General features: G+C 43.5%; 16 protein-coding genes and 1 pseudogene. 3 read left to right on the top strand and 14 right to left on the bottom strand.

Features of this window, described 5'->3' with window-relative positions:
- Nucleotides 1-68: 68 nt before the first annotated feature.
- From LQZ07_RS13680 to LQZ07_RS13705, 6 genes are all read right to left on the bottom strand, one after another.
- A complete protein-coding gene (locus LQZ07_RS13680; RefSeq protein ID WP_152784801.1) occupies nt 69-506 on the bottom strand; it encodes a SoxR reducing system RseC family protein in 438 nt (145 codons plus the stop codon).
- Nucleotides 507-519: 13 nt separating this feature from the next.
- Entirely contained in the window at nt 520-825 is a 306-nt protein-coding gene (gene fdxB / locus LQZ07_RS13685) for a ferredoxin III, nif-specific (RefSeq protein ID WP_152784799.1), read from the bottom strand.
- Nucleotides 826-858: 33 nt separating this feature from the next.
- On the bottom strand, nt 859-1,329 hold the full coding sequence (locus tag LQZ07_RS13690; RefSeq protein ID WP_152784797.1) for a NifB/NifX family molybdenum-iron cluster-binding protein: 471 nt from the start codon (nt 1,327-1,329) through the stop codon (nt 859-861).
- Between the two features lie 9 nt (nt 1,330-1,338).
- The gene (gene nifN, locus LQZ07_RS13695) at nt 1,339-2,724 is read right to left on the bottom strand and encodes a nitrogenase iron-molybdenum cofactor biosynthesis protein NifN (RefSeq protein WP_152784795.1); all 1,386 of its coding nucleotides are present in this window, start codon (nt 2,722-2,724) and stop codon (nt 1,339-1,341) included.
- Between the two features lies 1 nt (nt 2,725).
- Nucleotides 2,726-4,123: a nitrogenase iron-molybdenum cofactor biosynthesis protein NifE gene (gene nifE, locus LQZ07_RS13700; RefSeq protein WP_152784793.1), complete on the bottom strand. Its 1,398-nt coding sequence runs from the start codon at nt 4,121-4,123 to the stop codon at nt 2,726-2,728.
- A 263-nt stretch (nt 4,124-4,386) separates the two neighbouring features.
- Nucleotides 4,387-5,475 carry a sensor domain-containing diguanylate cyclase gene (locus LQZ07_RS13705; protein WP_152784791.1) on the bottom strand — a complete coding sequence of 363 codons (1,089 nt, stop codon included), beginning with the start codon at nt 5,473-5,475 and terminating at the stop codon, nt 4,387-4,389.
- Between the two features lie 240 nt (nt 5,476-5,715).
- Between LQZ07_RS13705 and LQZ07_RS13710 the strand changes: the two genes are divergently transcribed.
- On the top strand, nt 5,716-6,252 hold the full coding sequence (locus tag LQZ07_RS13710) for a GNAT family N-acetyltransferase (protein ID WP_152784789.1): 537 nt from the start codon (nt 5,716-5,718) through the stop codon (nt 6,250-6,252).
- A gap of 99 nt (nt 6,253-6,351) precedes the next feature.
- Here LQZ07_RS13710 and LQZ07_RS13715 read toward each other — a convergent pair whose 3' ends face one another.
- A complete protein-coding gene (locus tag LQZ07_RS13715) occupies nt 6,352-6,837 on the bottom strand; it encodes a MarR family winged helix-turn-helix transcriptional regulator (protein ID WP_152784787.1) in 486 nt (161 codons plus the stop codon).
- A 96-nt stretch (nt 6,838-6,933) separates the two neighbouring features.
- On the opposite strand from LQZ07_RS13715, the pseudogene LQZ07_RS13720 reads away from it, so the two are divergent.
- Nucleotides 6,934-8,132 (top strand): annotated as a pseudogene (locus LQZ07_RS13720) (multidrug effflux MFS transporter).
- A gap of 21 nt (nt 8,133-8,153) precedes the next feature.
- Here the strand turns inward: LQZ07_RS13720 and cowN are convergent.
- From cowN to nifH, 7 genes are all read right to left on the bottom strand, one after another.
- Nucleotides 8,154-8,438 carry a N(2)-fixation sustaining protein CowN gene (cowN, locus tag LQZ07_RS13725; protein WP_152784785.1) on the bottom strand — a complete coding sequence of 95 codons (285 nt, stop codon included), beginning with the start codon at nt 8,436-8,438 and terminating at the stop codon, nt 8,154-8,156.
- A 71-nt stretch (nt 8,439-8,509) separates the two neighbouring features.
- Nucleotides 8,510-8,950 (bottom strand): hypothetical protein, encoded by a 441-nt coding sequence (locus LQZ07_RS13730; protein WP_152784783.1) that lies wholly within the window; start codon nt 8,948-8,950, stop codon nt 8,510-8,512.
- A complete protein-coding gene (locus LQZ07_RS13735; protein WP_152784781.1) occupies nt 8,938-9,612 on the bottom strand; it encodes a NifB/NifX family molybdenum-iron cluster-binding protein in 675 nt (224 codons plus the stop codon). Before LQZ07_RS13735 ends, LQZ07_RS13730 begins: the two co-directional genes overlap by 13 nt.
- 45 nt (nt 9,613-9,657) lie before the next feature.
- Nucleotides 9,658-9,870, bottom strand: coding sequence for a putative nitrogen fixation protein NifT (nifT, locus tag LQZ07_RS13740; protein ID WP_152784779.1), 213 nt, complete (start codon nt 9,868-9,870; stop codon nt 9,658-9,660).
- Nucleotides 9,871-9,927: 57 nt separating this feature from the next.
- On the bottom strand, nt 9,928-11,499 hold the full coding sequence (nifK, locus tag LQZ07_RS13745) for a nitrogenase molybdenum-iron protein subunit beta (protein ID WP_152784777.1): 1,572 nt from the start codon (nt 11,497-11,499) through the stop codon (nt 9,928-9,930).
- 90 nt (nt 11,500-11,589) lie between these two features.
- Nucleotides 11,590-13,035 (bottom strand): nitrogenase molybdenum-iron protein alpha chain, encoded by a 1,446-nt coding sequence (gene nifD, locus LQZ07_RS13750; protein ID WP_016403297.1) that lies wholly within the window; start codon nt 13,033-13,035, stop codon nt 11,590-11,592.
- A 42-nt stretch (nt 13,036-13,077) separates the two neighbouring features.
- Nucleotides 13,078-13,956 carry a nitrogenase iron protein gene (gene nifH / locus LQZ07_RS13755; protein WP_016403298.1) on the bottom strand — a complete coding sequence of 293 codons (879 nt, stop codon included), beginning with the start codon at nt 13,954-13,956 and terminating at the stop codon, nt 13,078-13,080.
- A gap of 411 nt (nt 13,957-14,367) precedes the next feature.
- Between nifH and LQZ07_RS13760 the strand changes: the two genes are divergently transcribed.
- The gene (locus LQZ07_RS13760; protein WP_152784775.1) at nt 14,368-24,093 is read left to right on the top strand and encodes an RTX toxin; all 9,726 of its coding nucleotides are present in this window, start codon (nt 14,368-14,370) and stop codon (nt 24,091-24,093) included.
- Nucleotides 24,094-24,099 lie beyond the last annotated feature (6 nt).

A 24,099-nucleotide genomic window follows, 5' to 3' on the forward strand; every position in this document is an offset into this window, starting at 1 on the left:
TAGTTGCTGATTAACAGCAAAGACCTAGCAGCGACAAGCATGCGCAAACAATAAACGGACTGGCAGTATTACGGTGTGGGTTTAAGCGATAGTTTGTTGCGTAGCTCAGAGGCTAAACCACGCGATAAGCGTCGACTTACTAGCAAGCCCAATACAAAACCCAAACAAGCAAAACCGGCACAGGCAATATCAAGTAAAGATGGTTCAAGAAAAAACAGTAATTGATTAGCGATCAGCGCAAAGCTAATTAAGCCAAGCAATGCAGGCATTAAAGCTGCCAAGATAGCTTTGAGTAGAAAGCTATCTTGGCAATTAAGGGTAATGTTTTGACCAATTTCTAAACCTTGAGTAGCAGAGAACTCCGCATTAAGTAGGTTTGGTGACTCTGGATTAACGGTTAAGCAACTACTCTTACTGGCGCACGAAGTACAAGCACTGGCGCGCTGCCCTTGCAACACAACCTTGCCTTTGTCGACACTAATTACCTGCATGCTTATCTGCGCCATAGCTACTACCTCTTTACACCAACGCACTAGCAGGCGTATGGGTATGACAATTTTTGGCGCAAACGGTAGAGCAAGCCGCGCAGCCGATACAATCGCCAGCGTTGGCTAATTCCATCACCATTACTACGTCGTCTTCATAATCGTCAAACGCTTCATCGTCTTCGTCAATTTCACGCTCAACTAGATCAAATACGTCACGAGGACATACTTTGTAGCAACGCCCACAGCCTATACAAGCATCTTGATCTAGCGCTGTTACAAATTGTGGCTCCCAGGGCGTTCCGTCGCGAGTTAAGCCCATGTATGTTTTATCACTCATTATTATTTCCTTATTTTGAAAGTTAATCTTGCCCTACCAGGGCTCGTCTAATAATTCGTTGAGACGTTGCTCTTGTTGTTGCGGGTCGAGGTTTTGGGAGTACATCCAAGGGAGGGGTTGATGCACAAACTGCAAATGAATGTCGCCTAACAACACGCTTAGCTCGGTGTCGCTATCAACCATTAAACTGCAAATCCCTTGCTGTTTAAGCAATTCATTTGCGCTATGGCCACAAGCATTGCTAAAAACAGCAGCGCAGCCAGCTAAGGCATCAATTCGTTGTTTTAAACGACCTTTGTCGTGACCTGGTTTTGCTTGGTCAAACTGTAGAGCCTCTAACAGTTGAATGTGGTGTTCGCCAAAGCCATACACCAAGAAGGTATGAGCACTGCCAAAATGCTGATCGACACAATGTTTACTTTCGCTGGCAAACGCTACTTTAAAAACATGTTCACGCTGCTGGCCACCTTCAATCACTCTTAGCTGTCTTTGCATCGCATTCATAGTTAACCCCTAGCTGCTTAAGGCTGGCTGAGTGCAGCTAGATGGTTCAAAGCGATAGCTACTTTTATGGGCTGGTACTTCATCTTGATGGCTTGCTTTAAGTAAATTAGCCATTGCAAACAAGCGTTGCCGCGCACCTTCATAGCCCACTTGCAAAATATCACTGTTACCAAACCGGTCGTGACAAGGAAATCCCGCGCGTAAAACAGGCGTAAGCGGTTCGCACATGTTGGCGCAGTGGGTATTACCTACAATCAGCTCACACTCATCAACACACAGTTCTAGATCCGACAAATCCCCTACCACCACACTGTTCGTTTTTAGCTGCGGTAAACTTGTCACATTAAGCGTGGTAACCACTCGCTCAACACTTGCTCCTACCTCAGAGAACACCTCGCAATAACCTGCAGCAAGGTCTGGCTCAAGTGCGATGGCCACTTTAGCGTCACTTAACAAAAAGTGGCTATCGAGTAAGGCATCTTGCAGCCGTTTACGCTGCCGAGTAATCCATTGTGGAACGGGTTTGTTAGACAGCTCGGAAAGTTTCATTACCAATTGGTCGGTCTGCTGCATGCCCATTCCTGTTCCCATGAATAAACTTGGTACCTGGTAATGCTTTTCTAGCACACTTGCAGCTGGCAGCATCGACTCACCAAACACCAAACTTGCTTTACTGTGAATACAACTAGCTAGCTGACTTAAACCAGTGCCACCTGTGGAAGTGACCGAAAAGTCATCATCGGCTAAGTGCCCGTCTAAAGAATCGCTGAGATTCGGTACTAACACCGGGTTAAAACCGAAGGCTTCACAATAGCGGGCTATTAACTCCAAATCGGCACTGGTTAAAGCACAGGACACAAAGACATTTAGTTGCTGAATGGTTGAATCGAGTTTTGGCACAGTTAGTTGCTTTTCAACTAATAACTGCTGCATGCAGGCTTCAATAGTACTGGCAAACCCACTTTGCATAGACCCGGTAAAATCTGGTGTATTTACGCTTACAATCCGCTTGTTCGAAAACTGAGGATGTTGCGTTTTAAACTCTCGCACAACCCTGGTTACATCGCAGCCCTGCATCTCGGTTAAACCTGTTGTCATCACTACGATAAGTGCAGCTTGGTGCTTTTCGCACAGCAATTTAAGTGCGCTTGATAAGTTGTCGTCACCGCCCATAACAGCTGCGATATGATCAATGGCGGTGTTTTGTAGCGGAATAGGTTCTCGGTAATGTTGTATCAAATACACTTTTGCGAACGCCCCGCAGCCCTGCGAGCCGTGCATTAAAGGAATTGAATTATCTAAACCCATACATGCCAATGTAGCGCCAGTGGCGGCACTAGTTTTTAAAGGTTGCTCAACCAATGCGCTGCGTTTAACTGATACTTTATTTGTCATACTACTTCTCCCCTACTGGCGCACTGCTGGTCCACGGCGGATTACTCGTCACTAACGGCCAAATGGCACTGTCTAAGGTACGGCAAAGCTCTTTAGCAAAAGTAAGCATGCCTTGATAACCCGCGTAGGCATGTTCACGTTCTTGATTAATATCTAGAAACGGCAGACGCGCTTTTAAGGCGGTATACATGTTACGCCCGCCGGCAATCATTAAATCGGCGTTATGTTGTTGAGCTACATTGAGTAGATTTCGGGCGCCGCCTTCATCTAGCATCAGCGCATCCTCACCCATGATTTGCTTAATTCTTGCTTTGTCTTCTGCTGTCGATTTCTTGGTTCCGGTAGCTACAACGCTAATACCTAGCTCTTGTAAGGCGGAAACGATAGACCAAGACTTAACACCACCGGTATACAGCAAAGCCTTCTTGCCTTTGAGACGTTCTATGTAAGGTTGTAGTTGTAGCCGGATCAACGCTTCTTGTTGAGCAATAAGCACTTCAGTTTCTCGGCTAACTTGAGGGTCATCCAACAACTCGGCGAAACTACGCAACGAAGCAGAGGTATCCTCAATGCCGTAAAAACTGCCTTCGAACCACGGAATGTTCCAGCGTTCTTGCAACATGCGCGCGACATTAATTTGCGCTCTGGAACACACCACCATGGCGACATCTGCCTGGTGCATGGTTTGTATTTCGTGAAAGCGAGTATCCCCCGACATACAACTTAATAATCGATAACCCAAACGTTCCAATAGCGGAGATACATGCCAAAATTCACCTGCAATATTGTATTCACCAATCAACACAATATCGTTCACCCGCCTTGTTGGATCGTGACGCATAAAAGGTTTCTCTGGCGGGTCTATGGTGCCCACCACCTGCTTAACCATCACTTCACCAGCTATCCGGTTACCTAGGTTTTTGCTGCCATAAAAGCCTGCAGCATCTACCGCTACAACTGGAATACTCCAACGGCTTTGAGCCAATTTACAAATAGCCTCTACATCGTTTCCTTCAAGAGCGGGTACACAAGTGACATATACAAAAACAGCTGGAGGGGAATGTTTTTCTATGACCGTTTTTATCGCGTGTAACAAACGCTTTTCGGCCCGACCCATAATCACGTCTTGCTCGTTTAAATCGGTAGTAAAACCCAAGCGAAATAGATTGCGGCCCGATGCACGTGTGCCTCGGTTGTTCCAGCTATTGCCCGCACAAGCTATAGGCCCATGAACAATATGGGCAACATCGGCAATCGGTAACAAGGTAATCTGCGCGCCATCAAAACTACAACCGCCTGCGGTTGCCCCGGGTACTGGCCTAGCACAGCCAGATTTTTCTCCAGTGTTATGCTCGCAAGCAGGTTCATCTAATAACTCAGCTATGTCGCTTCGCTTCATGCTTACACCTCACAACAACTATTTGGATCAATGATTAATTGTTGTATTGCAAAGCGTATTCCATAGGAGAATAGCGGTATTAGGGGCTTTGAACGGCAGATTCTTTGTCGTAATTACTACAAACCATAACGACTAGAACAATATGTGGGAAATAGTGCGACTTTGTCTAACTGAGTAAAATTGAAGGAGAGAGTCGCCCGAATATTAGGCGACTATCATAAGAAGATGTGGCTACCAACTAGTTTGTGTTACCCAAAAGAGGATTAAATAGAAAAGTCTTCAATAGAACCACTGCGCGTTACTACTTTATTGCGTCCAGTTTCTTTTGCTTCATAGAGGGCTTGATCAGCAATCGCGATCATTTTGTCCGCTAGCATTTCAAAATCACTGGGTAAACTGCTCTCATTAAAGCCGAGATAATAAGCACCAATAGATACAGTAATTGGATCTTCTGTTAACTCAATACTACCAATAGCCTTCATCACCCGACTAAATACCTTTGCACAACCGTTTAAATTGCTATTGGGCAACCAAATTAGGAATTCTTCTCCACCCAAACGAGCAACAAAGTCATAGTCTCTTAAGGAATTGCTAATTTGCTTCGCGGTTTCGACTAATGCTTTGTCACCAAGCTGATGACCGTAGGTATCATTGAGTTTTTTGAAGTGGTCAATATCCACAATCGCTAAGGTGCCCTCGCCGCCAGTTCGGCTTAACAAGTTCATACTTTTCTTTAGCTTTTTGTACATCCCACAGCGATTTGGTATCTCGGTTAAGCTGTCGTAGTTCGCTAATCGTTTTAGCTTTTGATTAAGTTTGTTTAGCTGCTCTTCTTGTTGCCTGCGAATCAGTTCTACTTCTATCCATGAAGCCATTAATTGCACCGCATCAATATCAATTTCCTGGAAATGACGAGGATAAGGAGCAGGACTAGAAAAATTTAAGGTTCCGTAGAGCTCACCATTTAAACGAATAGGCATACCAATGTAAGACTCTAAACCAAATGCTTTATAGGCCGGATGCCTAGCGTACATATCATGTTCACCAATGTATTCTAGCGCTACCGGTGCTTGCGCTTCACAGGTGATTCCACAGTATGTGGTATCCAAGGTAAAACGATCGCCAGCTTTGAGCTCAACAGCCTCTGGAGTGACGCAATATTGAACAACATAGTCGTTTCCCTGAATCTTGGACAAAATTGCGATATCCAAGTTAAAACGCTCTAAGCCCATTTGAAGCAGCGCCAGGATCTGCGCTTCAAAGCCTTCGTTATGTGCATTTGTCACTTGATACAAACGACGAATAACTTGTTCGCTGCTAGTGTTAGCCTGATTAAGACAGGTTGTCGACATGCATTAAGTCCTTTAAATATTGGATTAAAACAGTATTTACTAACAATAGTATAACTAGCTTATTTTCACATGAATAGCGTTAAAACTCGTTAAAAATTAGCCCACTAACAGTTCTCAATTAATGTTAGACCTACCTCACTCTATATGGCCACTTAACCAATGAGGCTTAATTTGGTTTAGAGCAAATTTTTACTATTTTGCTTGTTATAAACTACTGCAAACTTTAGAAAGGATCCGGTGATGAAACTATCGCTTTTTAACGTTAGTTTAGCGAGCCCCGTAACACAGTTATTTGAACAAGTATTTGCTGACTCCGAAGGCGCAGAAGAAGGCCAGTTAATAAAAGCTTTAGTCGCTGAAATGATAGAGACTACGCTAGAGCAAGATTTAATCGGCTTTGTAGCAAGCACAAACGAAGAGATGGCGGGTTGTATCTTTTTTAGTCGCATGTTGCTCGCATCTGACGACGTGGCGTTTATATTGTCTCCAGTAGCTATAGCTACCAAGCAGCAAGGCCAAGGTGTGGGCCAAAAGCTGATAAATTACGGTGTGGAGCAATTACGCAAGCTAGATGTAGATTTGTTAATCACTTATGGCGACCCAAACTTTTATGGCAAAGTTGGCTTTAAGCAAATTACTGAGAAACAGATCAAAGCACCATATAAGTTAAGCCACCCAGAAGGATGGTTAGCGCAAAGCCTGTCCAATCAAGAAATCCCCAATATTAAAGGGGCAAGCCAATGTGTTGCCGCACTTAATAAACAAAAGTACTGGTAAGCCAAAACCCAAGTTGCCAACTTGGGGTTGCATTGCTACTTAGCCAATTGACAACAAATACTAAGCCTTTAAAGTGCTTACTTTAGCTATTTAGCTCAACTAACTATCGGCAAGCTTTTCCAGTAAATGGTTTAGCTGTTTTTGTTCATCGCTACTTAATACCGACATAAACTGTTGTTCTTGATCATGTAGCTCAAGTGTTACTTGCTCAATAAGCTGCTTACCTTTGTTGCTCAACTTAACCAGCTTACTGCGTTTGTCTTCAGGATTGTCCACCCTTTCAACCAAACCTGCCTTGGTAACTCGATTCAATACTTTAGTAAGCCCGCCAGAGCTAAACAACATAGCACTGTATAACTCTGTAGGTGTTAAACAGTAAGGTGCTGGGTGTCGCCTTAAAGTGACCAAAATACCAAAATCAGCAGCTTGTAGCTGATGTTGACCTATCAACTGCTCCATTGCTTGGCTAAGCGCATGCTGGGTGCGAACCATTCGTAGTATCGCAGGAGTGATAGTGCTGTAGGCTTCTGGCCAGTTTTTTTGAGTGGAGCTTAAAATACTAGCGATGCTTTCTTGATGCTTCAATATTGGTTCTCGGTTAGTAAGCTACACTTTCAATATATCTTGCCAGAAAGATAAACTCCAGATAATATCTTTCCAGAAAGATAAATAGGTAAGCTTATGCAACAGAGAATATCCAAGAAGCTCATTATTTTATTGGCATCAGTGTTTGCTATAACGCCGTACGCCATCGATAGTTATTTACCAGCTATCCCGATTATTGCTACAGACTTTGGGGTTAATACCTCATTAGTGGCGATAACCGTAAGCATTTACGTATTTGGAATGGCTTTAGGGCAACTTATCGGCGGCCCTTTATCTGATAAATATGGTCGCAAACCAATAATGGTGATCGGTCTGCTTATCTTTGCTGTGTGTAGTGTATTTCTAGCCTTCGCAAACAATTTAGCCTTGTTTTGGTTATGGCGAATATTGCAATCAATAGGCGGTGGTATTGCTGTTGTAGGAGTACCAGCAGTAATTAGAGACAATGCCGAGGGCAAAGAGGCAGCAAAACTGTTTTCGTTAGTATGCTAATCATGATGATTGCCCCATCTATCGCCCCGTCTGTTGGAACTTTTATTCTGCAAGTCTCTAATTGGCATTGGATATTTATTAGTTCGGGGATATTTGCTTGTGTGGTTGCCATATGGGCAATTGCTGTTATGCCTAAACAAGCCAACACACAACATGGCCCAAGCAATAAGGTAAGTTTTATTGATGTGTTAAAGCACAAACATGCTCTTGGATATTTGATTTCCCAAGCGTTTGCCTACGGTGTATTGATGACATTTATTACAAATGCGCCGTTTGCTTATATCGTAAAGTTTGGGATCTCAGAAGAGCTGTTTTCAATGTTGTTTATTGCAAACGTGGTAGGCGTTGTGATTGTTAACCGTTATAACTCTTATCGTTTAAATCACTCTGAGCCTGAACACATGTTAGTGAGCTTTTTGGCCTTGCAATTTGTCGGAGCGACAGTGTTAGTTGCCTCAATCGTGTTCGCGCCCAACAACCTCTGGTTTGCGGCAAGTGGTTTTATTATTTGCATGGCTGCAACTGGCGGCACGATGTCTAATGCTAACGTATGTTTTTTGAAACACTTTGGTAAAGGCGCTGGCACCGCCCAGGCAGTATTAGGCGCTATTCAGTTCTTTGTTGGCGCAGCGATTAGCGCTGTAGCCGCTATGCTTTCGCACACTAGTCTGTGGCCAATGGTACTTACTATGCTTGCATCAACAACCATAGCCTTGGTTAGCGCCCATAAAGCTAACATCTTGAATCAAAAAGAGAAGGCTGAGCTTTGTTGTGCTAAATAGGTGAGCCTGCAGCGATTTCACTTAACAGCACTCTTGTTCAATTTTATAAAGTAACTCTAAAGCCTGAGTGTCTTCACAAACTTCGAAGTACTCATACAAAGGATTAGTTTGATTACCGATAAAATTAAGGTTATCTCGCTGCATTTTTGCTTGTTCTGCGCGTTTATCATGAAAGTAATTTAGCCATAGTTCGCCTCCTCTTTTTGCGTTTAAATGCTGTTCAAGCATGCTGATTAGGCGGTCTGCATTTTCATCACAATTGATGTTGCAAAAAGAGATATAGCGATCGGTAATATTACTGCTCATGATTAACTAACCTGTTTAAATAAGCTGCCTAATGCTGGCACTAGGCAGGACATAAGAATCTATTAAATAACTCACTCTTCGTGTAAAGCAATTACGACTCCAATAGCTAGATCAACGCTATTGGTTAATCTGGCGCAACTAGTACCTTTAGCCATTAAGAATAAATCAAAATAGCTAGCACTCATAAACGCTTCACGTTCAGCCATATCATCTTCACTGCACTCAATAATACGGATGCTTGGATGATGTTTTTTAAAACAACTAAGCTTTGCTTGGTAATCGTTTTTATCGGCCAAACTTGCCACTAACTTATCAATTAGGCTTTGGCTTAGCTCTTCGGTGGCAGCGTGATCTTCATGCCTACACCCGCAGCTATGCTCAGGTTTTGAGTCTTCTGACTGGTGGCTGTTACACTGACAACTAGATGAGTGTTTTGGGTTATGTAGCTGCTCTTCACCTTTGCAAGAACATTGCTTCGTCTCTGCTGTAACACCCGGCTCTATAGTAGACATGCTTCTGCCTCCTGCTTTTCTAGCAACTTAGCTAACCAACGGGGCGGACAATCCATCACTGTTTGCAAGCGTTCTAAGATGGATCTTGCGGCCTGAGGCGTAAGTTGTTTCAAGGGCAAAATATCAGCGCGGCTCACCCGAGCAGCAGCAGGCCCGCCTATCGACAAGGTGGCGAGTAATTGGCAGTCACCGATTAAGTCAATTAAGTAGCTAGTACGCGCATCGCCACTTAAATTTTCAATTACCGGCCGAACATCTACTAACTGAAAACCTTGAGCACTCACTTGATAAATAAGAAAACGCAAACAAGAGCCAAAGTGGCCGTCTATGCGCTCCAAGTTATTAGAACTTACAGCGAGTTGTACAATCGGTCCTTTTAGCAAGGTTTGCTCCGGTACTACTGGCGCTTCCATAGGACTGATTTGCTCTGAGCTTAATATTGCATGTAATTGATTTACTTGGCTGCGCTCTACATTGTAGCGAGAGCTTTGAAATACTTCGCGTAATACTTTAGGGCTTAAGGCTCTTAACTTTTTCTCGGTTAATGGTTCGCCGCAGTGACCCACCAGCAATGCTACAAACTGCTTTAGTTCAATATCTGGAATCGCTTTAGACGCCACAGCCAATCGCAGCGCTAAGTTATCGTTAATGTTTGATTTCATCGGTACTCCTTAGCGTATCAATCTCATCACCAGGACTAACGCATACTAAGCGCGTCTTGCACGAAAGGTTTTAGGTAAACTTGGCGCCGGGTTTACTGGCTCAATATAAAATTTGCTGCCGTCACTAAGTTCTATTTCCCCACCCCATTTATCTTGTTGATCAAACTGCAATGAGTAAATTGGCAACTCCAAATCTTTTTTTGCAATATAGGCTTGAAGCGCGCCAGAACTTTCTCGGCTAATAATTAGGTTTGGCATATATCTTCCTTAAGTGGCCGGGGCTACAGCCCCGGCCGGTCTTGTGGTGGGCAGTGATTAACGTACTAGGTCGAAGCCGTAGTCTGTTTTACCCATTTCACTGGTATCTTGATCAAGTTTTGCCAGCACTTCATTCACTAAGGTGGTAAGCATGTACATGCTGCCTTCGTAGCCTAGTGTGGTGTTGCGGTGTAAATGGTGGCGATCAAAGATCGGGAAGCCTAAGCGAATTAGTGGTACTTCAAACTCTTCACCTTTTGCTTTGGTATCACGCTGAATAAACTTGGCGTAAGAGTTACCAATCATAAAGTCAGGTTTATTGGTAAACACCAACGAGCGGAAGTGCCACAAGTCCTTGCCTACATGGATCTCGGCATTTGCAGTGCTTGGTGACTCAGCAATAAGCGCTTCCATTTTCTTACGCCAACGTTTAGCACCGTTGTTACATAAGATGTGTTTAACTTCACAACCCAATTCTTGTAAGAATTTAGTTAAACCCATTAGGTAATCTGGATCACCATAGATAGAGAAACTCACTCCGTGTAACCAAGTGTGTGAATCGGTCATCATGTCGACTAAACGACCACGCTCTGTGGCTAAGCTTTCTGGAATTTCTTTGCCAGTTAACTCGGCAATTTTAATAAGAAATTCGTCGGTCCAATCTAAGCCCATTGGAATTTGCAATGCAGGAACTTCATGTTTCCAAGTACCTTCCACAAACTTTTTGGTTTTAGTTAGCTGATCAGGCTGCAATAACACTGTTGTAATTGCGTTAGGTGCGTCTTCAAGCTCACTTAGCGGCGTACCACCAGCATACATGCGGTACTCACCATCAGCAGGTGTATCCAACACTTCTGATGGGTCACTAAGTAGGCTGTAATCCACTCCCATTTTTTGCATCATTTTGTGAATAACACGGTAGTTACCTAAGTAGGTTTCAAAACCTGGTATTAGGTTAATTTTGCCATTACTGCCTACCGTTTTATCGTCCATTTTGTTTAGGGTGAAATAGCGAGCAAAACCCTCAAACATCCCGTCCCAACCGGTTACATGGCTGCCTACAAAGCTCGGTGTATGAGCAAAAGGTGTAGGTAGTTCTTTAGGAATGTAGCCTTCTTCTTTGGCATTGCCGATAAAGGCGTTTAAGTCATCACCAATTACTTCTGCCATACAGGTTGTAGACACGGCAATAACTTCAGGCTTATACAATGCTAAAGAGTTTTGCAGACCATCAAACATGTTTTTCTGGCCGCCAAATACCGCTGCGTCTTCGGTCATCGAGTCTGATACACAGGCAACAGGCTCTTTGAAGTGGCGGTTAAAATAGGTACGGAAATAGGCTACACAACCCTGAGAACCATGCACATAAGGCAGGGTTTTCTCGAAACCTAGCGCACACAATACTGAACCTAGTGGTTGGCAGGCTTTGGCTGGGTCTACGGTTAGGGTTTTACGAGAAAAGTTAAGATCTTGGTATTCTTGGGTGGTGGTCCACTCAAATACTTCCTTGATCTTCTCGTCGCTGACACCTTCTTCATGATCGCTACGCTTCCGCGCCATCATGTCTTTATACTCTGGCTGTTCAAACAAGGGGTAGCCAGGTTTTATATCATCTACTTGTTGACTCATTGTATCTCTCCTTTCGCGCCACTCATCTGTGAACTACGAATTGAGTTAATTTTTTAAGCGCTATTGCACTCTTCCTGATCTTGCTAGTACTTAAGCGGCTGCTTTGGCACTCTTCCATGGTGGCGTTAACTTGTCCCAACAAGGGTTGTTTAAGGTCATGTCCATGTCGCGGGCAAAAATAGCGAAGCCATCAAAACCGTGGTACGGACCTGAGTAATCCCAGCTGTGCATTTGACGGAAAGGAATACCCATTTTTTGGAATATGTATTTCTCTTTAACACCCGCGCCTATCAAATCAGGCTTGAGTTTGTCGGCAAAAGCTTCTAGCTCGTAACCTGTTACGTCATCGTAAATTAGCGTGGCGTCTTTAACTTCAGGTACAGTTTTGCTGTAGTCATCGTTATGACCAAACTCATAACCAGCACCAACAATTTCCATACCTAAGTCTTCATAGGCACCAATTACATGGCGAGGACGCAAACCACCTACATAAAGCATCACTTTCTTGCCTTCTAAACGAGGGCGATACTTATCCACCACTGCTTGCCACTGCTCTTTGTATTTGGCGATAACTTCTTCAGCCTTAGCTTGAATTTTCTCGTCAAATTTAGCGGCGATAGCGCGCAATGACTCTTCACACTTGGTAGGACCGAACAAGTTGTACTCCATCCAAGGGATGCCATATTTCTCTTCCATATGACGACAGATGTAGTTCATTGAACGGTAACAGTGCACTAGGTTCATTTTCACTTTTGGCGTGTTCTCTAGCTCTGGTAATGTACCGTCACCAGACCACTGCGCCACCACTCGAAGACCAATTTCTTCTAACAAAATACGCGAAGACCAAGCGTCACCACCGATGTTGTAATCACCAATAATGGCTACATCGTAATCGCTTGTAGCGACTTCTTTATCTTCCGATTTATCCAGTACGTAATCACGTAGAGTATCGTTAGCAATGTGGTGACCAAGCGACTGACTCACGCCGCGGAAACCTTCACAACGAACTGGAACAATGGTTTTGCCAATCTCGGCGCCTTTGGTTTTAGCCACGGCTTCGATGTCATCACCAATTAGGCCAACCGGACATTCAGATTGAATCGAGATCCCTTTAGCTAATGGGAATAACATCTCAATTTCGTCTACCATGGTTGCTAGCTTTTTATCACCACCAAACACAATGTCACGCTCTTGGAAATCAGAGGTGAAGTTCATGGTGCCAAAGCTATTTACTCCGGTATAACCGGTATAATAGTTGCGACGACCGGCGCGCGAGTATTGACCACAACCCACTGGACCATGAGAGATATGCACCATATCTTTAATTGGCCCCCACACTACCCCTTTTGAACCTGCATAGGCACAACCGCGGGCAGTCATAACACCTGGAAGTGACTTACGGTTAGCAGTAATACAACTACCACCTTCGCTGTCGTTTGCACCTAGGTGTTTTTGGCGATCTTTTTTGGCTTTTTCTGGATAGACTTCTAACACTTCATCAATCAGTGCTTGAGTCTCTGCTTTTTTATCTGACATTGCTGCCTCCTATAGCATCAATTTACTCACTGAGATGAGTGATTAAGCTGTTGCTTCTTCAGCTACTTGACCAATAATTGATTCGTCTTCTTCATCCATGATGCCGAATTCCATCAACAACTCTTCTAGCTCATCCATAGTTACCGGCGTAGGCACTACAAACATTTTGTTGTCGATGATTTTCTTGGCTAGGGTGCGATATTCGTCTGCTTGATTACATTTAGGGTTGTATTCAATTACTGTCATACGACGAATTTCAGCTTGCTGTACAACGTTGTCACGCGGCACAAAGTGAATCATTTGAGTGCCAATTTTGGCTGCTAGCGCTTCAATTAACTCATCTTCACGGTCACATTTACGTGAGTTACAAATAAGACCGGCTAAACGAACACCACCAGTAGCAGCGTACTTACAGATACCTTTAGAAATGTTATTCGCTGCGTACATCGCCATCATTTCACCAGATACAACGATGTAGATTTCCTGAGCTTTGTTTTCACGAATAGGCATGGCGAAACCACCACACACCACGTCACCTAGTACGTCGTAAAATACAAAATCTAGTTCTTCTTCATATGCACCTTCTTCTTCTAAGAAGTTAATCGCTGTGATTACACCACGACCTGCACAACCAACACCTGGCTCTGGACCTCCAGACTCAACACAACGTACACCGCCGTAACCCACTTTAAGTACATCTTCTAATTCGATGTCTTCAACCGAACCCGCTTCCGCTGCCATTTCCATAATGGTGTTTTGCGCTTTTGCATGTAAAATTAGACGTGTTGAATCGGCTTTTGGGTCACAACCAATAATCATCACCTTTTTGCCCGCTTCCGCTAAAGCACCAACTAAGTTTTGAGTAGTGGTAGATTTACCAATACCGCCTTTTCCGTAAATTGCACATTGACGAATAGCCATAACATTTCTTCCTATTAGCTTGATAAACGGTTCCCACTGTAGCTATTGCCAGAACCGTTCCAAACTCCTGAAAACAAGATAAGCCATTGTATTTTCGATATTTATTACTAATCAACGGCAAGTTATTGAGTACACAAGACAAACAATTTAGGCTGCAAATGTAGGCTTTGTCGTAAACGATACGCACAACATCACTGCGTTTGTTAGTTGCTTAGACACAATTTAGAGGTATAAGAGGGCCAAGAATCTTTTTAGCAAACAGTAGATTTTTGAAATTAACATCAATCAACAGACAACAAGATGAAGCCTTCAAAGGCTTTCTTAAGTAATTAGTTTACAAATTGCTCAATGTTGAAAAATATGTGCTAAACATAATGTTAGACATATTTTGTTTACTGTAAGGGCTAAAGGATGAAGCCAGTTGTCTACGTTGACATCGAAGGTCAAATTTGGAAAGTCATGGGTGATGGACGTTGGCTCAAGGTAGAGCCAACTGAAATAATCGATAGCAGCATCCCCCTAGTCAAAAATCTAGTGAGTGATGCTGAACAAACCATAGCAGATAGCGAACTCGACTCCACAGAGACCAATAACAGCCAACAAGATAGTCCACCCTTGTACTCTGGGAATACTTCCCCCCTCAGCGGCGAGCAAGGTAGCCAAGGCGCGTCCTTTATCGTTCGTGTACAGCCCACATTAGATGAAACCCTCCCAGAAGCAGGCTTTAATACACAAGCGACAGAGCAAGCTGTAACAAATACCAATCAACAGGGTGCTCAAGCTGGCCAAATTCCCCCTTTAAGTAACCAAGCGCAATTAACAGTGAATATTGTTGATGGCGGAGATGGCTACGAAAACCAGTTTGAAGTTCCGGCTGTGCTAATTACCGGCGAGGCACCAGATGTAGAAGATGGTCGCATCGTAGTGATTACGCTTACCGATTCTGCTGCGCAAACGCTAACTGTAGAGGCTGTAGTAAGTAACAATAGCTACAGCTACCAAGATCTCGATGTTCAATCGCTAAATGAAGGACCGATTGATGTTTACGCTAGCGTGACAGATTACTTTGGGCAATTTGTCGATGCCAACGACTCAAGCATTAAAGATGTTACGGCTGTTATTGAAGCTGAAATAGATGGCCAGGGCGACAACTACGTAAACCAGTATGAGCAAGCGATTACTCCCTTATATGGAAACATAATCGGGATAGAGGACAATCAAGTGGTACTGGTGCAAGTTGTTGATGAGTCAGGCCAGCAACTCAATTTTACCAGCCAAGTGCTTAACAACAGCTGGAACATCGCCAGCGCCGATTTGACGGCCTTACAAGATGGCGTGTTAACCATTAACGTTAGCGCGGTAGACATAGCTGGAAATCCTGCTTCAGCTAGCTCTACAATCATTAAAGATACTCTCGCAAGCTTAACTGCCGATATAGATGGAGTTAACGACAACTATATAAATGCTATAGAGTCCCCTTCTACTTTACTATACGGCCAAGTTGCAGCCGTTGAAGATGGCCAAATAGTTAGTGTTACGGTTACAGACAATAAAGGTGAGCAGCTAAGCTTTCAAACCACGGTTAGTAATAATAGCTGGCAAATCAGTAATGCTGATTTAACACCTTTGGCGGAAGGTAGCTTAACCATTACCGCCAAGACCTCTGATATCGCGGGCAATCTAGCGAGTGCTAGCTCATCCATTGTTAAGGACACCTTAGCTAACATCAGCGCAAACATCGATGGCCAAGGCGACAATTATGTAAATGCCGTAGAAGTACCAGCCACACGGTTGTTTGGTGAAATAACTGATGTTGAAGATGGCCAGTTAGTTAATATTCAAATTACCGATATAAATGGTGCAAGCCTTAACCTACAAACTACTGTCACCAACGGACAGTGGTTAATACCTAGCAGCAATCTGAGTAACCTATCCGATGGGGAGCTTAACTTAAAAGCATCCACAAATGATATTGCAGGTAACTCTGTTTCCGCAACCACCAGCATCATCAAAGACACCCAAGCTTCAATTAGCGCTCGCTTTGAAGGAAATGGTGATAACGCGCTCAACCAAGCCGAAGTGGGGCAAAGCCTTTTAAAAGGGGAATTGGTTGATGTAGAAGATGGCCAGCCAGTAAACATTACCGTTACCGATAGCTTAGGCACAAGCTTACAATTTACCACTACCTCTTTAAATAACCATTGGCAAATTGTAGAAAACTTAAGTGGCTTGGCCGACGGTGAATTGCAGTTAACTGCTACAAGTACGGACGTTGCTGGCAACCCGGCATCGGCTACTAACGTAATCACCCTAGACACCAGCATCCCCACCATCGATATAGATACTCTAGATGGTTTTAGTATCTCTCAATTTAAAGCTGGCGTCCTCACCAGCCTTCAAGGAACTACAAGCGGCGTTGAACCCGGCCAACAAGTAAGCATAACTATTACAGATGGCCCCCGTACTGTTATTGCCCTAGCCACCGTTGATCAAAACGGTGATTGGCTAACTAACAATATAGATACCAGTGAACTAAATAAGTTGGCAAATTGGATACTAACAACCGAAGTAAGTGATGTCGCTGGAAACAGTACGCAAGATGCCTTACCGCTACTTGCTGAGCCCGACCCTCATAACCTATTGGAAACCGACTTATATCAAGCTGGTGTATTAGTCACAAACTCCAACGTTAATATTTTCGATGCTCAAGAGATCAAATTTTCCGAACAACAACCAGAACTGGTAAGTATCCAATCTGGCGGAAGTAACTTAACCATCTTTAACTCAGCCGACAATAAAGTACTCGAAGGCAGAACCACAGATACTAATGAGTTGGTGTTTAGATTTAGTGTATTGGCTGACAATTCCATTCAAACTCTAATTTACAAAGCCTTAGACAATACCCTTGATACCGATGAAACTTTCTTAACACCAGTAATCTCGGCCACTCAATATGATGCAGACGGCACAAGCGAAACCGTACTTACCCCGCTAGTAATTTTGGTTAAAGACTCGGTGCCGCAGCTTTTTAACGACTATGCCCAAGTTACCGAGGGTGATAGCGTTTTTGGTAATGTTATTGCCAACGACTATAGCTTGGATGGCGAGCTCAAGGTTAACCAAGTCACAGTTGATGGTGTGACTAAAGATGTTGGAATTGTGCCTGCGGTATTCATTACTGAGCAAGGGTATCTATTGGTTGATGACTCAGGTTATTGGTTATTTGTTGCTAACCGAAATTTAGATCATCAACAAGCACAAGAATTACGCTTTGATTATCAAGCTATCGACAGCTCCGGTGACACAGCCTCCGCGCACAATAACATTGTGATAAGCGATGGTTCACAAGGCAGCTTTGTTAATGATTTTAAATACAATACCGAAGGTAGTCTTAGTGACTCGCCCAACGTGTTCACAGAAAGCTTTACCATTAAACCAGGTAGCGACAACCCAGATCCTGATAGCCTTAAGTTTAGTGAAGCGACACTGGTTGATTTAGAATCATTAGCGCTGACTAGTGGTAATAGTTTAATAGACCTTAGCTACAGCCTGAGTGATGACGGCAAAACCATAAGCGCAGAAGTACCGTTTATTGGCTTGGTTTTTACTCTTAGTTTAAGCGCAAACGCGAATGGCGATGAGGTAAATGGCACTACAACGCTAACCATGTTTGATAGCATCAATCAGTTTAGTAGCAGTGATTTAAGCTTTATTAAGCTCACTATTTTGTCTAGCGACTTAGACGGCACCGCAAACGAACCTGGCTTAATTGACTGGGTACTAGCCGACGGGACTGACCCGCAATTAACCAATAATGAAAGCCTAAACTTAAGTGAAGCGGAGTTAAACTTAGGCACAGTTACAGCCAGTGGCAGTATAGATTTAACTATTGGTAGTGATGCGATTGACGAGTTGTTTTTCGATAATCAGCAAACGGCAATGACCAGTGGTGGAGAAAGCCTCTCATTTGCAGTGAGCCCTAGTGGCAATACCCTAACAGCCTATACTGATGACGTTAATGATCCAGTATTCACTATAGTCATTGACGATCTAACCGATGCTCATCAGAGTCAAACACTAGGCTATGAATTTTCTCTGTATAAAGGGCTAGACCAAAACAACGGTAGCCATTTCCCTATTAAGATAAATGTACGGGACAGCGATAATGACACCCAATCACTAGCGCTTGATATAACTGTAACTGACAGTGATGACATTGCGGTCACCGTAGGAGACTTACAAGTAAGCGAAACACCGCGTGATCCAGACACAACGCTCACTATCAATTCAACCGCCACAACCACCGTTTCGGTAACCGCTAATCAAGACCCAATAGAAAAGCTATTCCTTGATATCACCAACGGTAGCCCAGTTTTAGATAGCTTAGGCAATACCATCAGTCAAAATGGCCAAGCCTTAAGCTGGCAAGATAATGCTAATGGCACTTACGATGCTGTTTATGGCAATACAGTAGTATTCAGCCTTAGCTTACCCGACGACTTTGAGTTAGCCGCCAATAGTTCTATTGACGTAGAGTTAACATTTAACCTGTACAGCGCTATTGATCATTTGGATTCGTCGCAAGATCATACTCTGTCACTTAGCCTACCAATAACTGCCACCGATACCGATGGCACTAGCATTGCTGCTAGTTCAATAGTCACAATTTATGATGGTAGAGATCCCAAAATTGAAACCGCGGGGCAAATTGATGTAAATGAATCCGATTTAGCCAATGGCAACATTGCAAGTGGCATTTCTACAGTTAGCCCAACCATTAAAGTAAGCGCTGGTAGCGATGAGATCACAGACATTCTTTTAGATACAGCAGCATTTAATGCCTTAGGTATTCAATCTGGAAGAAGCCCTGTCAATCTAGCGGCTGCAAATAACGACGGTTGGTACATAGCAACAAACGATCTAGCAGAACCAATATTTCAGATAAAAATAAATACCGATGGCAGCACCGAATTTGAGCTTTACACAGCCTTAGATCATCCCGATGGGAATGGCGAAAACTTGCTAGCGCTAGATTTTGTCGCTACTGCTATAGACGCAGATAATGATGTTAGCGCAAGTACAAACTTTAGTGTCTCTGTTACCGATGATACGCCCCAAAGTGAAAACCGCAGCTTAGATTTGGTTGAAGGCGAAAGTTTTAGCACCCAGTTACTTAATGAAACAGTTAGCGGCAGCGACGGGGCTAGTATTGTTAGCTTCAATTATATGGGCACTAACTACGCTATAGCAGCGAACAGCTCTGTGACCATAGACTTACTAAATCCAAATTTGTTGAGCGAAGTTTACGGTGAACTAACCCTACACGCCAATGGCGAACTGGTTCTAACAACAGAATCCAATGTCACTGAATCTCCAGCATTGCTTGATTCCATTTCCTACGTAGTAGAAGACAATGACGGCGACCAGGTAACTAGCACAGCCACCTTAAACCTAGGCGATTCTCCAGGGGTAATTAGAACCGAAAACGCAGAAACAACAGAAGATAACAGCGTAACCTTGTCTATTGAAGTTCGTCCCGGCGATACCGACCAAAATGAAGCCGTTACCAATATTATTATCGACGAAACGTCGTTAAATGGCGGTAGCCTATTTTTTGGAAATACCTTATTGGTAGCTAGTGGTGGCTTGATTACCATCACCGATTTGCAGTTTAACGGCAATGTCGCTAAACCCAATGGAGTATTAAGCTATCAACCAGCCGAAAACGAGTCCAATACCACCAGCTCAGTATCCTTAGCGATTAGTTCTACCATTTCTACCCTTTCGGGTGACCGCGTGATCAGCAGCAATCTGGAGGTATCTGTTTTACCTGTAGCAGACACGCCAACTTGGAGTGGGTCATCACAATATACATACAACATGGTTGAAGACGACGATAGCAACCAAACCCTCGACATAACAGCTAACTTAGTCGATTCGATAGATGGTTCAGAAACTCTTAGCTATCAATTTGCAGATTTACCCGACGGGCTTCAACTTAGTTTAAATGGCAACCCGGTAACTGAAAACAAAAGTTATAACCAAAACCAACTAGACCAAATAACAGTAAAAGCCGATAACAACTTGGCAGGCCAATTCACCTTCACCTTAATTGCCATAGCAACCGAAGCTGGCAATGCATTTGCCGCTGCAAGCGACCAAACAGCTCAAACAAGCCAAACAGTAACGATTAATGTTCAACCAGAAGCTGATTTACCTAGCTTTTCGGTGAGGAACATTAAAGGTTTAGAAGATCAAGCCATTAACCTAAGTGACGTGATAGCAGGCCAACTAAATGATACCGATGGTTCCGAGACCTTAAGCTACAAAATTGTAGTGCAAGACGGCTGGCAAGTATCTGGTGGCTCTACAGTATTGAGCAGCCCAAACACCTACCTTGTGCAAGCTAATGAACTTGATGCTGGCATAGTGAGTTTAATACCCAAGCCAGATATAAGCTCCTTTACAGAGAGCTTAACGCTGAGTGTAACCGCAATTGCTAGCGAATCTACCATCGACGGTCTCGTTCCCTCTCCTGTCACTGCGGAAAGCTCTGCTCAAATCATCACAGTATCACTGACAGGTGTCGTTGATACCCCAACAGTAGCCGACGCAGGTGCCGGTAACTGGGCTATCGACCAAGCAAATAATGTAATAAGCAATCAAGCTAGCTTTAATGAAGATCAATTATTCGCCTTAGACTTTGAGTTCTCAACTTCAGACGATGACGCCTCAGAGAGCATCAACTTACTCATAACCAATCTGCCCGACAACATACGTTTAGTTGATAGCTTTGGTAATCCCTACTCATTAGAAGTGGTGGGGAAAGACCCAATAACAGGTGCAATATATCAAGTAAACAATAGCATTCTGTCACAGCTATTTGTGAAAACCGATGATGACTTTAGTGGTGAATTAAGCTTCGATATTAAAGCTATTTCTACTGAGCCCGATGGCGACAGCGGTGAATTTGAATACACCGTAAACATAGAAGTATCTCCGGTGGTGGATGAAAACGATGGTGCTAGTTTATTCACCCAAGCAGTAGAAGACCGAAATGTTTCATTAAATCTGATGCCTCCTTTAAGCGCAGATAGTGATGGTAGTGAAACTATCACTGCATACACCATCACTAGTTTACCCAGTGACTTACATTTATTTATCGATGGAGTCCCAGCATTGGTTCCGCCAGGAGGATTAGACTTAAGCACCTTGTTTGATCCAAACACCACTAACTTAGCCAACTTTTTGTCTAGCGGACAATTAACTATTCGAGCTGACGCTGATCTTAGTGGCGACTTTACTATTCCAATTAGTTACCAAATAGTTGATACCTCACCAACTGGCGCTACCGATACAAAAAACCTCACTGCAAATCTACAGATAGACGTGGCAGGCAGAGTTGAACTGGATACGCGTTTAGAGGCAATCACAAGCCCCTTAGAAAGCAACGACGGAAGCGCTATCTCACTCGATGGTAGCGTGCTTTTTGTTGATTCAGATTTAGATGGTTCTGAGTACTTAGACTACATAGAAATCGTTATCCCAGAAGGTGAATTCTTTCAAGTAGAACACCCCAACGGTGCAATCATGGGAGCCAATAACAACTGGATTATTCCAGCAAATGGATTAACCAATGATTCTGTGGCAGAAACCGCGGCAGACATTTTGGCTGGAGCAAGCTTATACAGCGCGCTGAATACTGTTCAAGTCACTATTACAGTTAGAGCAAGGGTTATAGACGATGAAGATGCGCGCTACATTTCAGCGCCACTGCAAGTTCAAGTAAGCGGTCATTCTGGTGGAGACACAGTACCTTGTACTCCTTCTGCTCCCGGAGATTTATCCAATTCAATCGTTGATGCTAACGAAGGGCAAGACATAGACGTAAGCGGCCATTTAAATGGCGATATCGCCAATGACCCTAGCGACGTGATTTCATTTTACATATCTGTAGACGATTTACCCGAAGGCGTGGAGCTAGAAGGTGCAGAAATATATCCGGAATACAATGCATTAGGAATCGTTACCGGCTATACAATTTCGGCTAGTGCCATCGAAACGATGACAATAACTGGCTTAGATGAAGATTACGCTGGCCAATTAGACATTCCTGTTACGGTGATCGTAACTGATACTTGTACTGGGGATAGCATCTCCGAGCAGCAAGCAATCAGTATTTTAGTACAGCCCATCGTCGACGACATATCCCTCACCATTAGTAACAACGTCATCCAAGAAGATACAAGTACAAATCTCAATATGGCTTTTGTTTTGGGCGACTCGAATATACCAGGTGAAGGTATAGAAACCGTGAATAGCTTAATCTTTACTGTTCCAGCTAATAGCAGTTTTATTGGTGACTCAGCAATTATAACTAATAACGGAGACGACACGTGGACAGTAATAGATCCATCTAGGTTAAATGAAATCGAGTTTAGACCACCCAACAATTTTAGTGGCCAACTTACTATCGACGTAGCAGCCAACATCACTGATTTAGCCGATGGCCTGCTGGATACCCAAACCAAAAACACCAGCTTAACGATAGAAGTTCAGCCAGTTGCCGATCAAGTTCTGCTAGCAGCCATTAACAACAGCGGAGATGAAGACAGCTATATTCAATTAGATGGTTTAGCCGCCCACCAAATAGACTTAGACGGCTCAGAAACTACGTCGTTAAGTATTCACGGCGTGCCAGAAGGAGCTGTACTCAGCTATTTTGATGGCAGTAACTATCAACTACTACAAAACAACGGTGCTGATGGCGGAAGCTTCAATGGCGCTCCAACGCATGCCTGGGGTATAGACAGTAGCCAGTTATCTGAAATCTACATACTGCCACCTCTCGATTTTAGCGGCGACATTCCGCTGATATTCGAAGCCATAAGCCTAGAAACTGCAAACAATGATTTTAAAGTAAGTACACAAGACTTTGTGGTGGGTGTTAATCCGGTCGGTGATGATAGCCAATTCTTCGAAGTGCCAGAAAGCTTAAGCTCTGACGAGGGCATAGCCATCGACATCCCACTTAATATAAGCAGTTTTGAAACTGATAGTAATGAACAGATATTGGTTGGCCTAGAGGTTAATAACAGTTCTGATGCTTCAGCTCTAACAGGGTTAGACCGCATTGTTATTAATGGTCAACAAGCGCATTTTGTTTATAACGGCTCAGGCTACATTGCTTCACTGCTTATTAATGCGGCTTCAGTGACAAGTTTACAACTGTATGCCGGAGACGCATTTGGCCACTTAGATGTAACACTTTTCTCCCAAACCAAAGATAGTGCATTTGTACTGGGTAGCGAAGTGAGTGATTTAGGCGATGTAACCACAGAAAATCTAACTATTAACATCAGCCCCCTGCCCGATCCTCCCATTGTAGAACTGCAGTATTCCCATATTTATGCTGAGCAAAGTGGCGATATTCCTCTTGGAATAAGTATGGATTTAATTAACCCAGCCGCTGGAGAGGAAGGCAAAATAACTATTTCCGGGATCCCCGACGGTATAGAAATAGCTGGCCAAGCGGGCAATAACGGCCAGCTAGAATTTATGATGAACGAAGTTGCAGATCTAGCAATTACAGGTGGCCATAACTCAGCAACCAATTTCACATTACTAATCGACAGTTCGGCAACGCTAGATGACAACAAAGCTGAAGGTATTAGCCAAGAACTCGAAATATCACTAAGCCCTGTTGGCGATAATACTTTAGATGGCGGAATTCAACAGGATCTAATTATTGGCGGTGCCGGTAACGACCTACTATCAGGCGGATTAAATAACGATGTTTTTGCTTTTAGAACAGAAGATCTTGGCAGCACCGGCAATCCAAATCTCGATACCATTAGCGATTTTAACGCAGCAGAAAAAGCAGATGCCATAGACCTGAGCAGTATTTTGCATGGCTTAGGTGTTAACAACGGAAGTAGCGCCGAAACATACATTCAGCTGAGCGAACAATCAGGCTCTACCTTATTAGAAATAAAACCTGACACCACAAACGTCACCCAAAGTATCCAGTTATCGGGCGTGAGTTTGGATGAACTTTACAAAGGCGACGCCAGCCTTGCAGACCAATCGGATTTACTTCAAAAAATGATTGATGACCAGAACCTAATAGTGAGTTAAAAACTA

Origin of the sequence: Agarivorans sp. B2Z047 (assembly GCF_023373605.1) — a bacterium.
GTDB classification, from domain to species: Bacteria; Pseudomonadota; Gammaproteobacteria; order Enterobacterales; family Celerinatantimonadaceae; genus Agarivorans; species Agarivorans albus.

Coding starts and splice junctions, on each gene's coding strand:
- LQZ07_RS13680 (WP_152784801.1), bottom strand. CDS start 506: ATGGCGCAGATAAGCATGCAGGTAATTAGTGTCGACAAAGGCAAGGTT.
- fdxB (WP_152784799.1), bottom strand. CDS start 825: ATGAGTGATAAAACATACATGGGCTTAACTCGCGACGGAACGCCCTGG.
- LQZ07_RS13690 (WP_152784797.1), bottom strand. CDS start 1,329: ATGAATGCGATGCAAAGACAGCTAAGAGTGATTGAAGGTGGCCAGCAG.
- nifN (WP_152784795.1), bottom strand. CDS start 2,724: ATGACAAATAAAGTATCAGTTAAACGCAGCGCATTGGTTGAGCAACCT.
- nifE (WP_152784793.1), bottom strand. CDS start 4,123: ATGAAGCGAAGCGACATAGCTGAGTTATTAGATGAACCTGCTTGCGAG.
- LQZ07_RS13705 (WP_152784791.1), bottom strand. CDS start 5,475: ATGTCGACAACCTGTCTTAATCAGGCTAACACTAGCAGCGAACAAGTT.
- LQZ07_RS13710 (WP_152784789.1), top strand. CDS start 5,716: ATGAAACTATCGCTTTTTAACGTTAGTTTAGCGAGCCCCGTAACACAG.
- cowN (WP_152784785.1), bottom strand. CDS start 8,438: ATGAGCAGTAATATTACCGATCGCTATATCTCTTTTTGCAACATCAAT.
- LQZ07_RS13730 (WP_152784783.1), bottom strand. CDS start 8,950: ATGTCTACTATAGAGCCGGGTGTTACAGCAGAGACGAAGCAATGTTCT.
- LQZ07_RS13735 (WP_152784781.1), bottom strand. CDS start 9,612: ATGAAATCAAACATTAACGATAACTTAGCGCTGCGATTGGCTGTGGCG.
- nifT (WP_152784779.1), bottom strand. CDS start 9,870: ATGCCAAACCTAATTATTAGCCGAGAAAGTTCTGGCGCGCTTCAAGCC.
- nifK (WP_152784777.1), bottom strand. CDS start 11,499: ATGAGTCAACAAGTAGATGATATAAAACCTGGCTACCCCTTGTTTGAA.
- nifD (WP_016403297.1), bottom strand. CDS start 13,035: ATGTCAGATAAAAAAGCAGAGACTCAAGCACTGATTGATGAAGTGTTA.
- nifH (WP_016403298.1), bottom strand. CDS start 13,956: ATGGCTATTCGTCAATGTGCAATTTACGGAAAAGGCGGTATTGGTAAA.
- LQZ07_RS13760 (WP_152784775.1), top strand. CDS start 14,368: ATGAAGCCAGTTGTCTACGTTGACATCGAAGGTCAAATTTGGAAAGTC.